Below are 16,313 nucleotides of genomic sequence, written 5' to 3' on the forward strand. Positions count from 1 at the left end.
ATTAACTAACCAAGAACTAGTTAGTTTGAAGTGCTAGAGAAGGAGCGATTACCTGATTGTAATATTCCGATTCGGACATATTAGCCTTTTTTGCAGCTACGGTGTTTGACAATTTAACTTGTAGTGTGTAATAGTTAGCCGCAAATAAACAAACATTAATAAATACTAGAATGCAGTTAATAGGACCTCATGTAGAATTTCAATTGCCACAAAGACCATAAATGGAAGCGGAACCAAGGAAGAAACAAGCATAAAGTTGGAAAAACATGAATTTCTTATCTAGAAAGACAGTATTTCTAGTTTTCTTTACCTGTGTAAATTGTTTAAAAGAAATCAAAATAAGAATGAACGCGCCAGCTCCAGTTAAAGAAGGGGCACAATATTTTGTTGCAACACCTCCTTCTCCAAGGAACAATAAATTAAACAAATTACTGAAAAACATTTTCTATATTGCTAATCCTAAATCCATCAAATTAGATTCTTCTTGAGATTCTTCTTCATTGTATTCAACTTCTTCTTGCTCATCATCCACATATTCAGAGGTTTCTGAAACATCAGCATAACTGCTGTCAGCTCCTCTTCTTCCTAAAAACTTATTCTTACATCACAGCCCTACAGTGTAAAGGTTTGTTAGCATCACAAAAACATTAAGGAGGGTAAATACACAACCTCTCATATACATAGGACCTAGTTTTGGAGATTCACATATACCCGCTATTGAACCAGCAGACATCAAAACCCCAACTAAAAGGAAAAGAGAAAAAAGACCAATTGGAAGAAATTCTGTGTCTTTAGTCTTTCAAGTGTTGTAAAAGCCTGGCCAAAAAGCAGCTATCACACAAAAAAGTCCAAGAATAGCAAAGACAAAAGAGATGGAGTCGTTTCACAATTTGTTAAATGAATCTTCAATGTGTTGAAAAAACGGCAGAAAAGACATATTTACCTAAAAAGGGGACACTGTCAGAGAGAGGAACAAAAACCTAACTAAAACTTTAAAATTTCTCTCTAATTTTAATTTCTTCTTTCAAAATCTATTTATTCTGTTCTCTTTTATCTAAGATTTCTTTCTCGAATAACTGACATTTAAGAAAAAAATTATAGTCAAATAATTTTAAAAATTTATCTGAATATTTATTTAAACAGCTATAGTAATTAGATTTAGAGAAGAACATATCTTTGTAACCAAGTTTCTTTTGGTAACAATCTTCTAAGAGCTTCTTTTCATGTTCTTCTAGAAAAGATAAAGCCATTTGTAACTCACTTAGATATAGTTCTCAGAATTGAATTAACTCTTTGGAAAAGAAAACCTTATAAGTTAGTCTTTGTCGAATGATATGGGCTTTAAAGAAAACTAATAAGGCATTGTCTATTCTCTTCTTGTTTTCTCCTAACCTTTTACTATCTAAGAGTGGTTTTTCTCTAACCCCTACACATCTGCACAAAACTAGTTTTTTCTAAAACTATTTAAAAAAAGAAGTATATATCACCTTTAGTATGTTCTAGTGTCTGAACCTACTAAGGCCAGACTTAACTTTGGCAAACTCAATAGTAGTAATTTAAAACTCAAACTTTCAGGCATTTCGGGAGCATTCATGCTCCCTATTGCCTCTATGGCTATTACTAGTCTCTTTCTGTCTGTAGGGGGGGTAGTAAATCAGAACGGCAATATTCAATCTCAAATAGGAAGAGCAATACAATCTATTGCTTTTCCATTATTGCAGGCCTTTCCACTACTTATATGTATCTCATTTGCTTTAGCTTTCACTAAGAAACATGAAGGAATAGCTGTTTGGTGTGCTCTATTAGGTTTCTTAACCTTTACCTATTTCAACTCTGCTTTTATTAGTTGCGCTAATGGAGAAGGAAAGTGTGTTTGCTCTTGTGGCGGAACAGAAAAGAATGGTTGCTGTAAGGAAGGCAAATGTTGTTTATTGCCCTGTTGTACCAAGACAGATAAGTTTCAGATTCTCTTTGAAGGGGCAGGAAGAGAAGGCTCTACCCACCTAATACATCAATTCTTTGGAGTAACTACCTTAAATTGTTCTATTTTCGCTCCAATGATTATTGGGGGAGTGATAGTACCTTATTTATTTAGACGTTGGTCTGAAATAAAGCTACCTGCTTGTCTAGCTTATTTCTCAGGTAAGAGATTACTTCCATTACTGACTACTTTAGCAGTAATACCTTTAGCTTTATTATTTCTTACTCTCTATCCCTGAATAGGTATTGGTCTATCCTATGCAGGTAACTATATAGCTAAGGGAAAAGGAGCTGACGCTTTCTTCTTTGGGTTTCTAGAGAAATTATTAATTCCTACTGGCTTTCACCACTTATTTGCCTCTCTATTCTGATACACACCGTTAGGAGGAGATCTTTTACATAATGGTTCTTCTAGTACTACTCTTTGCGAAGCTATTTGTAAATCTAAATGTTCTGATGAAGCTACCTGTTGTTGTTTGGGAGTAGGTAACCATAACTCCCTACAGTGACAAGGAGATGCTTTGCTAGGTGCCTCAGCATTAGCTCTACCAACTTGTACTAATGGAAATCATAAATTACTAGGCTGTGGAACAAATGGAAATAGTAATGGCATACACATAGGTAGATTTACGCAAGGTAAATTCCCGATAATGCAGTTTGCTTTACCTGCGGCTGCATTAGCTATTTACTTTTCTGCACCCAAGAAGAATAGTGAAAAGAGAAAAGAATTGTCTAAGACTCTATTCCCTGGAATGATGAACTCAATAGTGTTAGGTATTACTGAACCTATAGAGTTCAGCTTTATGTACTCTATTCCTAAGTTGTTTTATTGTTTCCACACAGTAATGTGTGGAGTTTCATTCCTAGCCATGAAATTAGCTGAAGCACATATTCCTACAGCATTCTCTGGAGGTATTATTGAACTTCTAATAAATGGGGTTATTCCATATCAAAAAGGTACTCAGTTCTACTACTGAGCTGCAGTAGGAGGGGGATTGGCAGTAGTGTATTTTGCGGTTTTCTATTTCTTCTTCAAAAAACAACATATTAAAGATGCAATGAAATTAAATGATCAATCAAACTCTAGTGAAGAAGGACAAGATGATGAAGGATTGCCTCCTCATATAGCCTCATATAAGAGAGGTCTAGGTGGTTGAGATAATGTATCTAACTACAAGAATTGTGCCTCCAGACTTAGATACGATATCAAAGATAGATCTAAGGTAATAGAGTCAGAACTAAAGAAAGCAGGAGTAATAGCTATTAAGTGAGTAAGTGATAATCATGTTCAACTCATTGTAGGTCCAAAAGCAGAAGAGATTAACACAACTCTATTGAGTTATGTAAGTGTTAGCTATTCTGAAACTACAATCGAGATTAAAAACTAGTGCAACTAGTCTACTTTAGTACTTACTCAATTGTTTATCCAGAAGTACTTAAAACTCTTACTCAAAACTTTGAAATAGACACAATAGTCTATTACAAGAAAGAATTAAGTTCTGAGAAACTCTTATTCACTAAGAAAGAACTAAAGTTATTTCTTAAGTTACTTAATCCCTCTATCACTCTAGAGTTTCAAGAGATACCTTCAAAGACTGATCTCTTGGATCCAGAGAGTTATGGAGACTATATAGAGTCTTTATTAAATTCTTTCCCTAAAGACACTATTTACTTCATAGAAACTCAAGAGATAAACCATATGAAGTGAAAGTTAGAGAGGCTCTCTAACTCTCATACCTTCATACTCTTTACTAACAAGCACAAAAAGTACTTAAATCTCTCTCTAGGGGGTCAAAACTGAAAGAGAGTAGAGATGGCTTTAATAGAGATAGAAAAAGCTCTCTCTAAAGCCCTAAAGAGAATATATAAAGAACAAACAATCTCTAGATTTGATCACACCCTAAGAGTTATAGAGTTTGCAGAGCAAATCTCTAAGTGAGCCTCTTTAGATGAGAAAACTAGAGCTAACTTGCTTCTTAGTTGTGCTTATCATGACTTTGCAAAGAATTGATCTAAGACTAAATTGATTAGATATGGAAGAAAGATCTATTCAAAACCCAGAGAAGAGTTAATTAAAGAGTGTTGAAATCTGCATGGCCCTGTTGCTAAGTATTACTTATCTAGAACCAATACATTAGATGACTCTATACTAACTGCAATAGAGCATCATACTAAACCTATTGCTAGTTTAGATATAGTAGGTAAGGTACTAGTTATCGCAGATAAACTAGAACCTAAAAAGAAAGGAAGTTATCCTTCTGAACTATATGACTCCTTCTTAACTCAACTAAAAGAAAGAAAGATAGATGAAGTCTTTAAATACCTTCTAGAAAATCCTTTGAAGAGTTAGTTTATTTCTGAGAAGTTTCTTCGGAACTCTTTCCGGTTGCAAAAACTTTATTTCAGTAATCTCCTCAATCTAAAGCTTTTGTGTATTTATCTTTTTGTCCATTCTCCTCTTGACCATTCCCAAACTGTTTAGTTAGAGTATCAACTAATACATCTAATAGGAGATTGAGAGCTATAGGAGATCTAAGTCCTTCATTTCACAAGCTATAGTTACTCATTTGTATTCTTTCTTTTCCATTACTATTGCTTTCTGACTTTAATAAAGATCTCAGTGATCTCATCTTAGGACTATCTGAGGCACTCAAGATATTTCAATCATCATCTGTAGCTAACAAGATGATTGAATCTGCTACACCACTAAAGCTATTGAGACTATCACTTGATAAGTGAACATCTCCTAGCTTTCATCATCAACCATTGTCATCTACTCCCAAGATATCTTTGTGGTTGTCACCTTTTGGTCCCCCACGCTTTCACTCGTTAGGAATAACTTCATTTAGTCCTAACTCTGTATAGAGGAAGGGATATTTAGAGATTGTTTGAATAGTTGCATCTCCAGCTCCCAATTGTGAAGGGGGATAAGAAACAATTGCTACTGTTTTGGAACTGTTTCTTGTGTGTGTTGATTGATCCGGCTTAAATGATTTATCTACAACTTCTATTGCTTGTAAGTATTCTCTAACATTCTTTAGTCTTTCTCTATAGCCTTTTGCAATTGAGACTGCATTCTTTCAAGCGTTATAGATAAAGTCTTTTCTTGGATCTTTGTCAAAGACACTACTAAAGTTACTTGTTTTAGAAACTTTATCTAAAGCAATTGCCATCTGAGCTAAATAGACTAATAAGTCTTTTTGAGTGCCTTCAGAGACTGGACTACTACCTTTAAGTGTTTGGTGTTCTAGAGCTGGATGGTGAGCTTTCTGGAATGCCAATTGACCTAACTCTGAGGGGCAAATGGATTCTTCACCAGCTCCACTTGCTTGAGTTGCAATATTTTTTAGATATTGAAATTGAAATTTCTCGGAGGTTCCATTCTTTAAAGCTGCTTTCTCCTCGTCAGAGAATATGACCTCAAAAAATTCTTTGGCTATGTGTTTGTCAATTGAATCTTGAAAGGGAGCGAACAAATGCTCTTTTTTGCCATTACTGAAAGAAGGTAACTTAAAGAAATGTTTTAGATCTTCTTTTCCTGTACCATCACTAGACTTCTCCTTTAAGTTCTTGCAGAAGTCAGTTCAGAAATGTATATACTTACCACTTCTGAATAGGTTATTAGGAGATATCTTGGAATAATTTCTGTAATATTCATGAAGTTTTTTGGCTAACTGGTTATTTCCCCCACTCCCTTCAGGCTTTCCAAAATACTTATAGACATCTTCTCCAAATAAGCTATAAGGGTCTCTAGCTGCTCTGAAATTAGTTACTGCTAGATGACTATGTCTAGGAAGTCTCTCTAATAGAAACAAAGGATCTGAAGAGTCATCAATAATGAATTGTTCTAGGAATAAATAATCAGCACTCTTAGTATTTCAGTACTGTACATTTCTATTAACTAAACCTCCTGCATATAAGTCTTCATTCCAGAGACTAGGACCGAAAGTAGTTACTTGATTAATTAACTGATCAATTCTTCCTTGTAACTGCTTACCTAGTGCTTGTTTTTGTTGAGAGGCTCCTTCAGTAACTAAATACTTATTGATATTGGTTAAGTAGTCATATAGCTTTCTTTGTTTGAATTGATAGGGGAAATAATCAGGAGGTATTTGTAAGCTCAAAAGTAATTCTGCTTGGCCATTATAGTTGGCTAATATCTTATAGTGAGAATGGGGTTCACTCCCTTTAACGGCAATAAGAGAAGGAGAAGAACAGGCGGTTAAGGTTAAGAGAATCATCTTTGGGTTAAGTACTTTAAACATAGTTATTAATTAATGAACTATCTTTATCTCTCTAAGAAGGTAAATATTGGTTCAGCTTACTTAAATCTCTTAAGTTCTATAGGTTGAATCTCTTTAGTTTTACTAATAGGTTATTACCACATGTGAGTACTCCATGATGGTAAAGAGTATTATAAGGGGCTTCCTATGAGAAGTTTCTTAGATAGTCCTTTCTTAAGCCTTAAACAAAGAGTTCCTGTTTCTTCTGTACAAGCCACTAATGCTTATTCTGGAGCTTATATACAAGAACAAGGATTGGCTTCTTTTTTTGAAACAAAAGGCTTTTGAAAGTTCATTCAACCTATATATCTAATCTCTATCATTACCTCTTCTTTGAATCTATTGTTAACTCTAGTATCTTGGTTTTGTTTCTGTAAAGCTAGAGACTTTAACTATTTAGTTTCTAGCCTAGCTAACTTATTACTACCTGTACTAGGAGGAATATTTAGTCTAAAGATAAACAATAGATTATCTAGTGTATGAGGTCCTAAAGCAGTGAAGATAGTTAGTCCTGCTCAATGATGTAAGTTAAAGACTAAATTATTCCTAACTAAGGTATTCTGTGAAACTACAATACCAGCTTATTAATAAAAATTACTTAACTAGTCTGATAGTGTAAGGAAGAGAGAAGTTTACTTTTCAAGGTAGTTTTTGACCATCTTTAGTTTTTAATGTTCCATCTTTTATCTCTGTATAGCTAGGATCTCAGAGATAGTATTGTCTGTTTCTGCTTAGAGGGATTGTGGAACTTTTTGACTCATTTGCGAGGGCATAAGAGTTACTTGTACTATCTGTCATACCCATCTCTATTAAGCTCTTGGAATCATCATCAACTTCTTTTCATTTTCCCTTTAATGCTCCTCTTGCAAATTTCAAATCATGAACCACAACATAAGGTCTGTTGTTGCTTCCCTTTTTACCTGTGTAAAGATTTTGATCCTTTTCTTGAACTTTTACTCTTATTGGAGCACTTCTTGATCATCTTGTATAGCTGTCTATCTTTCCAGCTCCAAAAACAACATTCATTGTTCCCACAACATCCTTAAGACCTAATACTCCTACTTGTTTATCTTGATTATTTTTTAGTTGAGTTTCTACAAAACTAGGCTTTTTCTCTCCTGGATAATATGCCTTAAAAAAGACATGATCGCAGTAACCATTCTTTATTGCTTGAGCTTTTTCATCTTTTGAGTTGCAGTTCGCTTTAATTCCGCCATGATTATTCTTCACTAAGCTAACTAAACCAGACATTTCAACTTCATTACTTGTTCTATTAACACCTATTAGAAAGAATTTCTTAGGAGTTAATCCATCAAGATGTTGATGTGGAGAAGGTTTGCTTTTGGGAAAGCTAGTTGCGTTGTTAGTTGTCAGAGAACCTACTCTCTCTACTAATCTAAGCTCTCCTTCAGTTAATAAAGTACTTCTTTTGGTTCTTTTAGAGAATTTGGTTTTTTCTGAATAATTTGTGTCTTTAGCTCTAGCTATATAACTATATGAATAAATTATTGGGTTTTTAAATCCTCCACTCAATCATCAAGAATCAAAAACAGGAGTAATTACACCATCTTTTCAATTAGTACCTTCAAATTTAGAAACAATTTCTATTTCTCTATCTAACTGCCCTCCCCCCCCAAGAGATAAGTAACTAGAACTAAATAAAAAAGAGGGGCCGCCAAAACTACCTAAAGTAACTAATCCTTTACTTAAAGTTAGAACTTTAACCAACTCTTAGAGAAAAGAGCAGTTTATGGTAATTTCTAAGGATTTTAAGGGTGTATAGCTGGGAGGATTCTAGATCAGAAGTAATAAAAGAGATAAAGAATAATTACTTAATTAATTCAGTTTCTACAAACTTTCCAATTTCTATATTGAAAGGTAAATCTTTACCATCTTTGGTTTTTAATTTTCCTTGTTTGATCTCTGTATAGCTAGGGTCTCAGAGATATCAATTTCACTCATTTTTTAGAGGGATCTTCTTAGCAATTCCTTCCTTCGGATCTTCAGACCCCTCTTTTTTATATAGGTTTTGAGGGTTATCTTGTGAGTTTGTGGAGAATCAGTCGTGAATTACGATGTTGCCTTGACCCTTATCCTTTTTATTCCTATCACTCTTCAAAACCACCCCATCTCCTTGCAATCCAGCCCAAAGAGTTCTTCCGTTTGTGAATACGTTTTTAACTAAAACACCAGGCGCAATAATCTCTTTCTCCCCTCTTTGCAATTTCATCCCCACAGTTAATGCAATACTCATGCCACCAGGAATTTCTAGTTTTTGGAATCCTAATCGTTTTCCACTTGTACCTTCCTTCAAACTCTCAACAACAACCATCTCACCTCCACGTTTATAGAACTCTTTAAGACAATTTCCGAAAACAATTTGTCCGCCTAAAGATAATCTACTATTGTCTTCTGTCTTTCAAAACAAACCAGTTTCTCCAAATTTATCCCTCAATTTTTTCACATCATTTGTATTGTTTTTCAACTGTCCTTCCAGAACATCTTTCAAACACTTTCAATTAACTCCTTGTGAACCATCAACAATAGTTACTAATCCTTGGAACTCTACTTTATTACTGGTATCTCCGACACCAATAAGAATAAATTTCTTCTTGGTATATCCACCCACAATACCTTTTATTCCATTCTTTCCCACAAGATGACCTCTTTTATTTCCTCCTCGCGCATCTAATTGTGTTTCAATTAAGGTCAGCTCTCCATCTTTAATTTCTTTCATATCCGTTGTTTCATTCTGCATTGTTCTATCCTCGCTTGTAGCAGTTTCAGTACCACTCACTCTAGCGACATATCCATAGGAGTAAGCCATATGCCCCAATGCTCCAGCAGCACCTTCTCTCATTCTTCAACCATTAAATCAAGGACCGACTCTAGCCTCTTCTCATCATTTACCAGTAACCTTTCCAGTTGTTGAGACTATCCTAGTTAGTTCGGGATGGACACTCGCAAATAAAGCAGGGGCGAGTATGCTACCTAAAAAAATTAATCCTTTAAATGCGCCGGGGGGGGCAATCTTTATTGTCTAGGGAACTATGTTACTATTGGGGATTTTAAGTCTTAGTATTACTTAATTAATTTATAGGTATAAGGTAACTCTGCATTGTTATTTCATGGGAGATAGTGTCCATTCTTAGTTCTTAGCCTTCCTTCTTTTATCTCTGTATAGCTAGGATCTCAGAGATAGTATTGTCTTTGGTTGTTTAGGGGGATTTTTGAAATAACACCCTTGTCTTGTTTGGTCACTCCTAGCTCTATTAAGCTTCTGAAATTTTTACCTTTGTTTTCTACCTCTTTTCATTTGCTCTTTAGCGCTCCCTTCGCGAATTTCAAATCATGCACAACAACATAAGGTCTGTTGTTGCTACCCTTTTGACCTGTGTAAAGATTTTGATCCTTTTCTTTAACTCTTACTCTTATTGGAGCACTTCTTGATAATTTTTTGCTCCCTGATGGGCCACTACCACCATTAGTAATTTCCCTCTTCCCAAAAGTAGCAGTTAATGTAAGACCTAAATCAAAACCTAAAACTCCAACTCGTTTATCGTTTTTGTTTTTTAATTCAGTTGCAATAAAGCCTGGCTGTTGATCAATATTTTCATATTTTTTAAAGAAAACCTTATCGTCACAGTAACCATTTTGTATTGTGGTCGGACCTGAATTGTTTTTGCATTGTGCATTTATTCCTTTATGTGCATCTTTCACTAAAGAGACTAAGCCTGTAACTTCAACATCTTTAGTGTTTACATTGACTCCCATTAAAAAGAATTTCTTGGGAGTTAAACCATTACGAGAGCTGTCATTTGATTTGATTGAAGATTGAGTATCTCCTACCTTTTCTATTAATCTGAGTTCCCCTTCTGCTTCTTTTAGATTTCTCTTTACTCGTTTTCCTCCTTCCGCGCCTTCGAAATAATTTGTACCATTGGCTCTTACCACATAACCATATGAATAGTCAGTTGGTTTATCAAATGCATTTGATAATCATTTGGAATTAAAAACTGGGGTAACGTAACCCGTTTGTCAGTTAGTTCCTATTTCTTTATTTGTTACTTCTATTGATCTATCTAACTGCCCCCCCCGAGTGTTAAGTGATTAGAACCAAAAAAGAAAGAAGGGCCACCAAGACTACCTAAAGTAATTAATCCTTTACCTAAAGTGATTGTTCCTCTTGACAATCTAGCTAAGAAGAACAAATATTAAATTCTGAGAATTTTAAATAGGTAACTGCAAGGGAAGATTGTCAATGGAGCCAGAAAAGGTTGTTGGTGTTTTAGGAGATTTCATTACTCTTTCCGAAAAGAAAAACAAGACTTTTATTCAGGTTTCTAAGTAATAAAAAATTTAAAAATTCATCCTTTTTGTCATTTTTAGCTAATAAATGTATAACAAATTGTTGGTTGTGGAGAACAATACTTTTTTAGTTACTTATATTGACAGTGAGTTTGCGGAAGAAGGGGAAAGAACGATTGATGAATGTTTTAGAGAAGAAATAGAAAAAGCAGATAGAGTAAAAATGTCTGTGGCATATTTTGGTCGCGATTCTCTACAAGAAATAGAAAGATTGGTTAAAGAGGGAAAAATTAAATACATTTGTTTAATTCTTGGAATGTACTTCTTTATTGGATTGCAGGAGTCGATGTACAACATGGTTATAAAAATGCACATGCAGTGACAAGAAAAGGGGGTGGGAGAGATAAGACTTCTGGATTATTATCCTAATCACGGAAAACTTTACTGTTTTTATAAAAATGGCCATATCTTTTCGGCGATAATAGGCTCTCCTAACTTAAGTTTTTTAATTCCGATGGACAAAAAAATAAAACCCAGACAATATGAAATGGCGGAACTAATTCACAAGCCCTCTTCACTAAGACGTTATAGAAAACGTATGGAGAAATTGAGATCAGATAGATTCTCGAAAAATATGACTTTTCTAGAACAATATAAATCTGTTGTTACTTCAGAAAAAATTAACGCAAAGGGGAAGATAAAGCAAAAAACTAAAATTACTTACACAAAAAATTACTAAAGCAATGATCAATCTTGAAGAATTAGAACAATCAGAAGCTTTAAGAACCATCGTCATCCCTTTGGTTGTTCCAACAGAACAAGAAATTACTGACAATGCTGATTTAGATTTATCTTTCTCACCTTTAAACGCTTGTTACAGCAAACCAGCAGTTAATGAAAAAACTGGCGAAAGACAAAGTTGATGTGAAGTTAGACTAACCATAGAAGGGGAAGATAACTTACCTTCTAAGAAGGATTGGTTTTACTTAATGACAGACGATAGACGTTTTGATAAAGCTTGTTTTTCTGGTAGGGGGAAAAAGGTTAAGTGGTTGAATACTTTTAAAAATGAAGATATGATTGGTGACTGAATCAAGAATAGATTGGTAGAGTGTGAATTAATTGAAGAATTTTGATATACAGATGAAGATAAAAGGAAGTCCGGAGTGGTTACTAAAGAAGCTTTAGAAATTTATGGTGGTGACAAGATATATCTAAAGAAAACTTCTAAGACTTATAAGGACGAAGAGGGAATTGATAGAGATGTTTGATTAATCTCTTTTCCTTTCCTCTTTTGAAGTGAAATGGACGAATTGGCTAAATTGGCTGATAAATAAAGCTTTCTCTTACTATCTACTTTTACTTCTAGTTTTGAATTAAATAGTTCTTTTTAGGGTTTTATTTAAGTAATTCGCTAGTTCAAGTAGGCTTATTTACATTTACTCCTCACTTTATTTCCTTTTCTATACCTCTACCAATTCCAGTTTCTGTAATTACAACTTGATCTAGTCTGACTCCTATAACTTCAGTAATTTTTTCATTTATTTTTATTTCTTGAAGTAGTTTCTTTTTATCCTTATTTGTTTCTTCTAATTTATTTTCTTGACCCATAACTTGAATATCTAATGGAAAGAATGTTTCTACTTTGTCATTTCATTGTTCTATTTCTCCTGAAGACATAAATCAACCTCTTGGTTGTATTGTCCTCGCCTCTTCTTTTTTCCCTAACACTACACTTGCGTTGTAGTAAAAAATATTTGCTTGCGCTTGGTCGTCCAATAAAACAGAAAAATCCATCCCACGATTTTTGTGTTGTAATCACGTTGTATATAACAATTCTTCTGCCCTCCCTAGTCCCGACCCTTCCATAATATTTTCTCCAGCCCTAACCATTGCAAAACCTCCCTTTAAAGATTGTGTGAGCTTCTTATCTAACTCTTCTTGTTGTTCGTTATTATTCCATTTACTAATATCACTAACTCCTTCTTTCCAAATATCTTTTTCTTTATTCCCCTCGCTCAACACAGAAGGCATTAAATATATTGACCCACCCTCTCCCCTTGCGATAATTAATCAAACTTTCTTAGCTTCTTCTTTAGTTATTTCTTCTATCTTTACTTTTGCGCTACCACTCTTTTCCTTGTCTGAACTAATCTTTGCTAATGTAATCCCCCCTTTAAGTCCTTTACCATTTTTTATTTCTCCTTCACTTTGTATTACTTCTTTCTTAAAAAATAACTTATAAATGTTGTTGTTTTTAACATCCAATAACTTTTTTAATTGTTCATCATTGTGTAATCCTTGTCATTTATTACCACTACTTTCTTTAACTGAATATTTATTAGATTCTTGCTCTTTGGTTAATTCTTTTTCTGTCTCATTTTCTCACTTTAATAATCACTTAAATTGTCTTTGTTCTTTTGTGGTGATATCGGGTGAGAAATTCCATAATAGATCAAGGGGCTTCCACTTGTTGCCAAAACCATTAATAGCTTTGTAAGGGGGCTCACGCTTCCAAGCATAAAACCTAAAAATCTAAAACTGTTGATTATTCTATTTTTTCAAAAACTGTGTTAAGGATTTGCGAAATCAAACTGATTCAATTCCAGTTAATGAATTAGAAGGGGTTCTAGGATCGGGAAAATATCCAACTTAGTTACAGGCTTTGATGAGGCAAAAAAGAGATTTAATTATTTTTAAATTAATCATTTTTTTGTGTTAGGTGCGAAGATTTTTTTAACTGCTGTTAGTGGTGTTGGTGGTTTAATTGGCTACACTTCTTTTTCTATTCCGAAATGAGACCCTCCAAATATATGAAGAATAAGAGCTAATAGTAAGTTCTATTTAACTACTTGCAGTAACAGAGCAAGGTTAGATGACGGGAAATTAGAAAATGCTGAGGGCAGTGACAAGGAATGGGTTTACTCAGATTTATTAATCTATTTAATTGTTAAAAATTCAGGAGAAATAAATGAAGGGTCTGAGCTTCAATTATGAGGAGAAGGAAATTATACAAAATTCAAGGGACCAAAAGTTTATATCCCTGAAAAATATGGTATACAAAATTTGCAAGATAAGTTAAATGATGACGGGGATGACTCCAAATTTGATTTAACAATTGAGGGAGAAAGCAATAGACTTGGTGAAATAAGTGCGGGAACAAATTCTCAACAATATGGCGATTTCATCAAATGTAAGAAAAAGTTATTTAAATTTGAAAAATATCCTAAACCTGAAACAAGAATCAAAGACATTAAATTAAAAGACGTTCTATTTTCTTTAAAGGATTGTGGCGAAAATAATTACAAAGGGGTTAGAGGTTGTTCAATAGAAATTAAATCTACAGGTAAACAGACTACAAAACAATTAACTTGAAACGAATTGAAACCTATAGTATTGATTGATTAACAATTACTAATTAGTACTTACTTATTGAAATATTTATTTAATAACTTAAAATATAGAGTATTTGTTAGAGTTTTGTTTTAGAGGTTAGATGTTGGTGGTTTTTCAAAATGGTCTTGCTGCAACGTCACCGCATCTTACATATTGCAGTGTTGCTTTTTCTTGTGCGTTAGCTTTATGTATTCTTTTTTCTTTCGTTTCTCAATTTTTATATATGAAGAAAACAAAAACTTATAAGTACTTACACACAGATTTATTCTTTTTATTCTTTGTAGGATTTCTTTTCTTTGGCGCGGCCGCTATTACTCAAATGTATGATGCCGCCGCCACTTCTGTTGAAACTAAAATAAACTGGCAATATCGAGTGATTAGGGGTTCTTGGATAGGGAGTGGTGGGGTTGTTGGGTTGATTTGTTCATACTTTTTCTTCATAAAAGTTATGAATAGAGATGAAGATATGATTAGTCAAGTTGCAATAGATAGTGCTTCTGATTTGCATTCTGAGGGTGAAGAAATTAATGAAACTGAAGGACTAGAAGTTGCTGGAGAAAGTGTGGATGGAGATGCTGAGCCTACTGAAGAAATTTTTGTTAGTCCAGAATTAAACATTTAGAAATGTTCTGAATTCCTTTTCTTCAAGAAATAACTGGTAGAATGGCCGCTGAAAAAACAGGATATTTAATTTCTGGGGTAGGAGTTTTCGCTCTTTCTGCAATCATTTACTGGCAATATAAGAAGATAAGTGAAACTAAAAATACTGTAGGGATGAGCAAAGGGTTTTTGTTTGGCCAACTGCTCGCTTGCTTGTTCATTGTAATAGCTTCCGCCTTCAGAATTTCACATGTTAACGACTCTCCAGCAGATGGTGTTTCTGTCAATGCCTCTTTAATTTCTATCGGTTTCTTCCTATTTTTTGTTAATCTTTACACACTAAAGATGAAATTGTCTCACTCCCTTCTAGCGAAAAAGGCAGGAGTATCTGAAGCTCAATACTATGAAAATGTAATTCTACCTACTCTAGATGTTGATAGCCTGGTAAATCAAATTACTCTTCAATAAGTTTTTTAATAACAAAGATTGTCTTTACCTTTTTTGGGAAAGGGTTTCATTGTTGTAGGTAGTGTAATAAGTCCCTCTCTATTTGGCCTTTTACAACTTCAAAAACAACCTAGATTAATTGAAACGGTAGGAAAAATAACTGGAGATTTGTCAAGTGAAACATGAATATTTCCAAGATTTAAAGGTTGAAGAATGAAGGAAGGTGCTTCTGGTACAGTAGGTAGTCTTGCTTATTCTTATGGATATGTTGCGAGAATAAGTGGTACTGAAACTGCCACTTCAGGTGAAAGAAAAATACAAAATGAAACAACAGATATGAAAGGAATTCAAGATGGGGAGTTGACTCTAATTGAAACTAAATGAGGTTCTCTAATGGATGAAGATCAAAAGACTTTACCTGCTAAGAGGGGTAAAGTGATGAAAGTTGTTGGCGGCTATACCAATAAGAAATTTTTATTGATAGGAGTTGGTAAAACTAGCAATCAAATTGAATTCCGAGGATTAATTAGTATTGTGAAGGATGAAGGGCCATCTCAAGCGAAATGTTGAAGGGAATTCAAAGAAAATGAAAAAGATAAATCGATAAGAACGAGTATCAATAGTAAGTTTTCGGGAAGCGGACTTTTGCTAAGCAACACTTATGGAATTGATGGAGGAGCATATAGCAAGCAAGGTCGTGCCTTAGTTGGTAATTGTGCTAAAGAATTCTTCAAAGGTAAAAGTCAAATTCCTTTTATTGAACAACTGAAAGGGGATAACGACAAGCAAGTAGGGTTTCAAGAATTAAATATTGAAGGTGGAATGAGTATTGCAATAAGTACAGGAATGAAGAAAGAAAGTGGAAAGAAAGAAGATATTATTGCACCTGGAATTATGGTTAAAAACAAATTTGACGGAGGGAAAGGAAAAACTTTGTGAGTCGGTTTACAAGGAGATGGAATAGCTAAAACTGACAGTCAAACTAATGGGAAACAAAAAAGAAAATCAAATCAAGGTTGAATGGCGATACTTGACTGAGAGTCAACTAAATCTGAAGAGAATCTAACAGGAATCTATGGTGGAACAAGTGAAGTTAAAAAGATTGACTTAGATCAGAATAGAAAATACTACCTTTGAGATCCTAGCTTCACAAGAATAAAAGGAGGTAAGTTAATAACCAAAAATGAAAAAGAATTGCCTTTCAAGCTAGAAATTGGAAAGTTTGTGGAAACTAAATTAATTAAGTAAGTTCCATACCACCTTCTTAAAATCCTTAGAAATTACCATAAACTGATCTCT

The 16,313-nt window shown here is 34.0% G+C and carries 17 protein-coding genes; 9 read left to right on the forward strand and 8 right to left on the reverse strand.

The genetic code is table 4. The features are described 5' to 3' along the window. Nucleotides 1-16: 16 nt before the first annotated feature. From WEN_RS03385 to WEN_RS03395, 3 genes are all read right to left on the reverse strand, one after another. Entirely contained in the window at nt 17-442 is a 426-nt protein-coding gene (locus WEN_RS03385; RefSeq protein WP_014850137.1) for a hypothetical protein, read from the reverse strand. Between the two features lie 3 nt (nt 443-445). After that, on the reverse strand, nt 446-937 hold the full coding sequence (locus WEN_RS03390; RefSeq protein ID WP_014850138.1) for a hypothetical protein: 492 nt from the start codon (nt 935-937) through the stop codon (nt 446-448). Nucleotides 938-1,031: 94 nt separating this feature from the next. Then, a complete protein-coding gene (locus WEN_RS03395; RefSeq protein ID WP_014850139.1) occupies nt 1,032-1,442 on the reverse strand; it encodes a hypothetical protein in 411 nt (136 codons plus the stop codon). Nucleotides 1,443-1,502: 60 nt separating this feature from the next. Here WEN_RS03395 and WEN_RS03400 point away from each other — a divergent pair, with 60 nt between their 5' ends. Both WEN_RS03400 and WEN_RS03405 read left to right on the forward strand, forming a co-directional pair. Then, complete coding sequence (locus WEN_RS03400) at nt 1,503-3,368, forward strand: PTS transporter subunit EIIC (RefSeq protein ID WP_014850140.1); 1,866 nt, start codon at nt 1,503-1,505, stop codon at nt 3,366-3,368. Then, nucleotides 3,368-4,330, forward strand: a complete 963-nt coding sequence (locus WEN_RS03405; protein ID WP_014850141.1) for an HD domain-containing protein — start codon at nt 3,368-3,370, stop codon at nt 4,328-4,330. Before WEN_RS03400 ends, WEN_RS03405 begins: the two co-directional genes overlap by 1 nt. Nucleotide 4,331: 1 nt before the next feature. Here WEN_RS03405 and WEN_RS03410 read toward each other — a convergent pair whose 3' ends face one another. Further along, nucleotides 4,332-6,221 carry an ABC transporter gene (locus WEN_RS03410; RefSeq protein ID WP_238530694.1) on the reverse strand — a complete coding sequence of 630 codons (1,890 nt, stop codon included), beginning with the start codon at nt 6,219-6,221 and terminating at the stop codon, nt 4,332-4,334. 36 nt (nt 6,222-6,257) lie between these two features. On the opposite strand from WEN_RS03410, the gene WEN_RS03415 reads away from it, so the two are divergent. Then, entirely contained in the window at nt 6,258-6,851 is a 594-nt protein-coding gene (locus WEN_RS03415) for a hypothetical protein (RefSeq protein WP_014850143.1), read from the forward strand. Between the two features lie 6 nt (nt 6,852-6,857). On the opposite strand, the gene WEN_RS03420 is transcribed toward WEN_RS03415, so the two are convergent. From WEN_RS03420 to WEN_RS03430, 3 genes are all read right to left on the reverse strand, one after another. Next, on the reverse strand, nt 6,858-7,991 hold the full coding sequence (locus tag WEN_RS03420; RefSeq protein WP_014850144.1) for a hypothetical protein: 1,134 nt from the start codon (nt 7,989-7,991) through the stop codon (nt 6,858-6,860). Between the two features lie 100 nt (nt 7,992-8,091). Continuing rightward, nucleotides 8,092-9,123 carry a hypothetical protein gene (locus WEN_RS03425; protein ID WP_014850145.1) on the reverse strand — a complete coding sequence of 344 codons (1,032 nt, stop codon included), beginning with the start codon at nt 9,121-9,123 and terminating at the stop codon, nt 8,092-8,094. A 221-nt stretch (nt 9,124-9,344) separates the two neighbouring features. Then, nucleotides 9,345-10,217 (reverse strand): hypothetical protein, encoded by an 873-nt coding sequence (locus WEN_RS03430; protein WP_014850146.1) that lies wholly within the window; start codon nt 10,215-10,217, stop codon nt 9,345-9,347. A gap of 442 nt (nt 10,218-10,659) precedes the next feature. Here WEN_RS03430 and WEN_RS03435 point away from each other — a divergent pair, with 442 nt between their 5' ends. Both WEN_RS03435 and WEN_RS03440 read left to right on the forward strand, forming a co-directional pair. Next, a complete protein-coding gene (locus tag WEN_RS03435; RefSeq protein ID WP_083838605.1) occupies nt 10,660-11,310 on the forward strand; it encodes a restriction endonuclease PLD domain-containing protein in 651 nt (216 codons plus the stop codon). A 4-nt stretch (nt 11,311-11,314) separates the two neighbouring features. Beyond that, the gene (locus tag WEN_RS03440) at nt 11,315-11,908 is read left to right on the forward strand and encodes an NgoFVII family restriction endonuclease (RefSeq protein WP_043911427.1); all 594 of its coding nucleotides are present in this window, start codon (nt 11,315-11,317) and stop codon (nt 11,906-11,908) included. 61 nt (nt 11,909-11,969) lie between these two features. Here the strand turns inward: WEN_RS03440 and WEN_RS03445 are convergent, their stop codons facing one another. Further along, complete coding sequence (locus WEN_RS03445) at nt 11,970-12,839, reverse strand: hypothetical protein (RefSeq protein WP_014850147.1); 870 nt, start codon at nt 12,837-12,839, stop codon at nt 11,970-11,972. A 447-nt stretch (nt 12,840-13,286) separates the two neighbouring features. Between WEN_RS03445 and WEN_RS03450 the strand changes: the two genes are divergently transcribed. The 4 genes from WEN_RS03450 to WEN_RS03465 all read left to right on the forward strand — a co-directional run bounded on the left by WEN_RS03450 (nt 13,287) and on the right by WEN_RS03465 (nt 16,262). Next, entirely contained in the window at nt 13,287-13,979 is a 693-nt protein-coding gene (locus tag WEN_RS03450; protein ID WP_014850148.1) for a hypothetical protein, read from the forward strand. 88 nt (nt 13,980-14,067) lie between these two features. Then, nucleotides 14,068-14,589, forward strand: coding sequence for a hypothetical protein (locus WEN_RS03455; RefSeq protein ID WP_148268020.1), 522 nt, complete (start codon nt 14,068-14,070; stop codon nt 14,587-14,589). A 2-nt stretch (nt 14,590-14,591) separates the two neighbouring features. Further along, nucleotides 14,592-15,035, forward strand: a complete 444-nt coding sequence (locus WEN_RS03460; RefSeq protein WP_014850150.1) for a hypothetical protein — start codon at nt 14,592-14,594, stop codon at nt 15,033-15,035. Nucleotides 15,036-15,053: 18 nt separating this feature from the next. Next, nucleotides 15,054-16,262 (forward strand): hypothetical protein, encoded by a 1,209-nt coding sequence (locus WEN_RS03465; protein ID WP_014850151.1) that lies wholly within the window; start codon nt 15,054-15,056, stop codon nt 16,260-16,262. Nucleotides 16,263-16,313 lie beyond the last annotated feature (51 nt).

The sequence above is a fragment of the Mycoplasma wenyonii str. Massachusetts genome (assembly GCF_000277795.1).
GTDB classification, from domain to species: Bacteria; Bacillota_I; Bacilli_A; order Mycoplasmatales; family Mycoplasmoidaceae; genus Eperythrozoon_A; species Eperythrozoon_A wenyonii.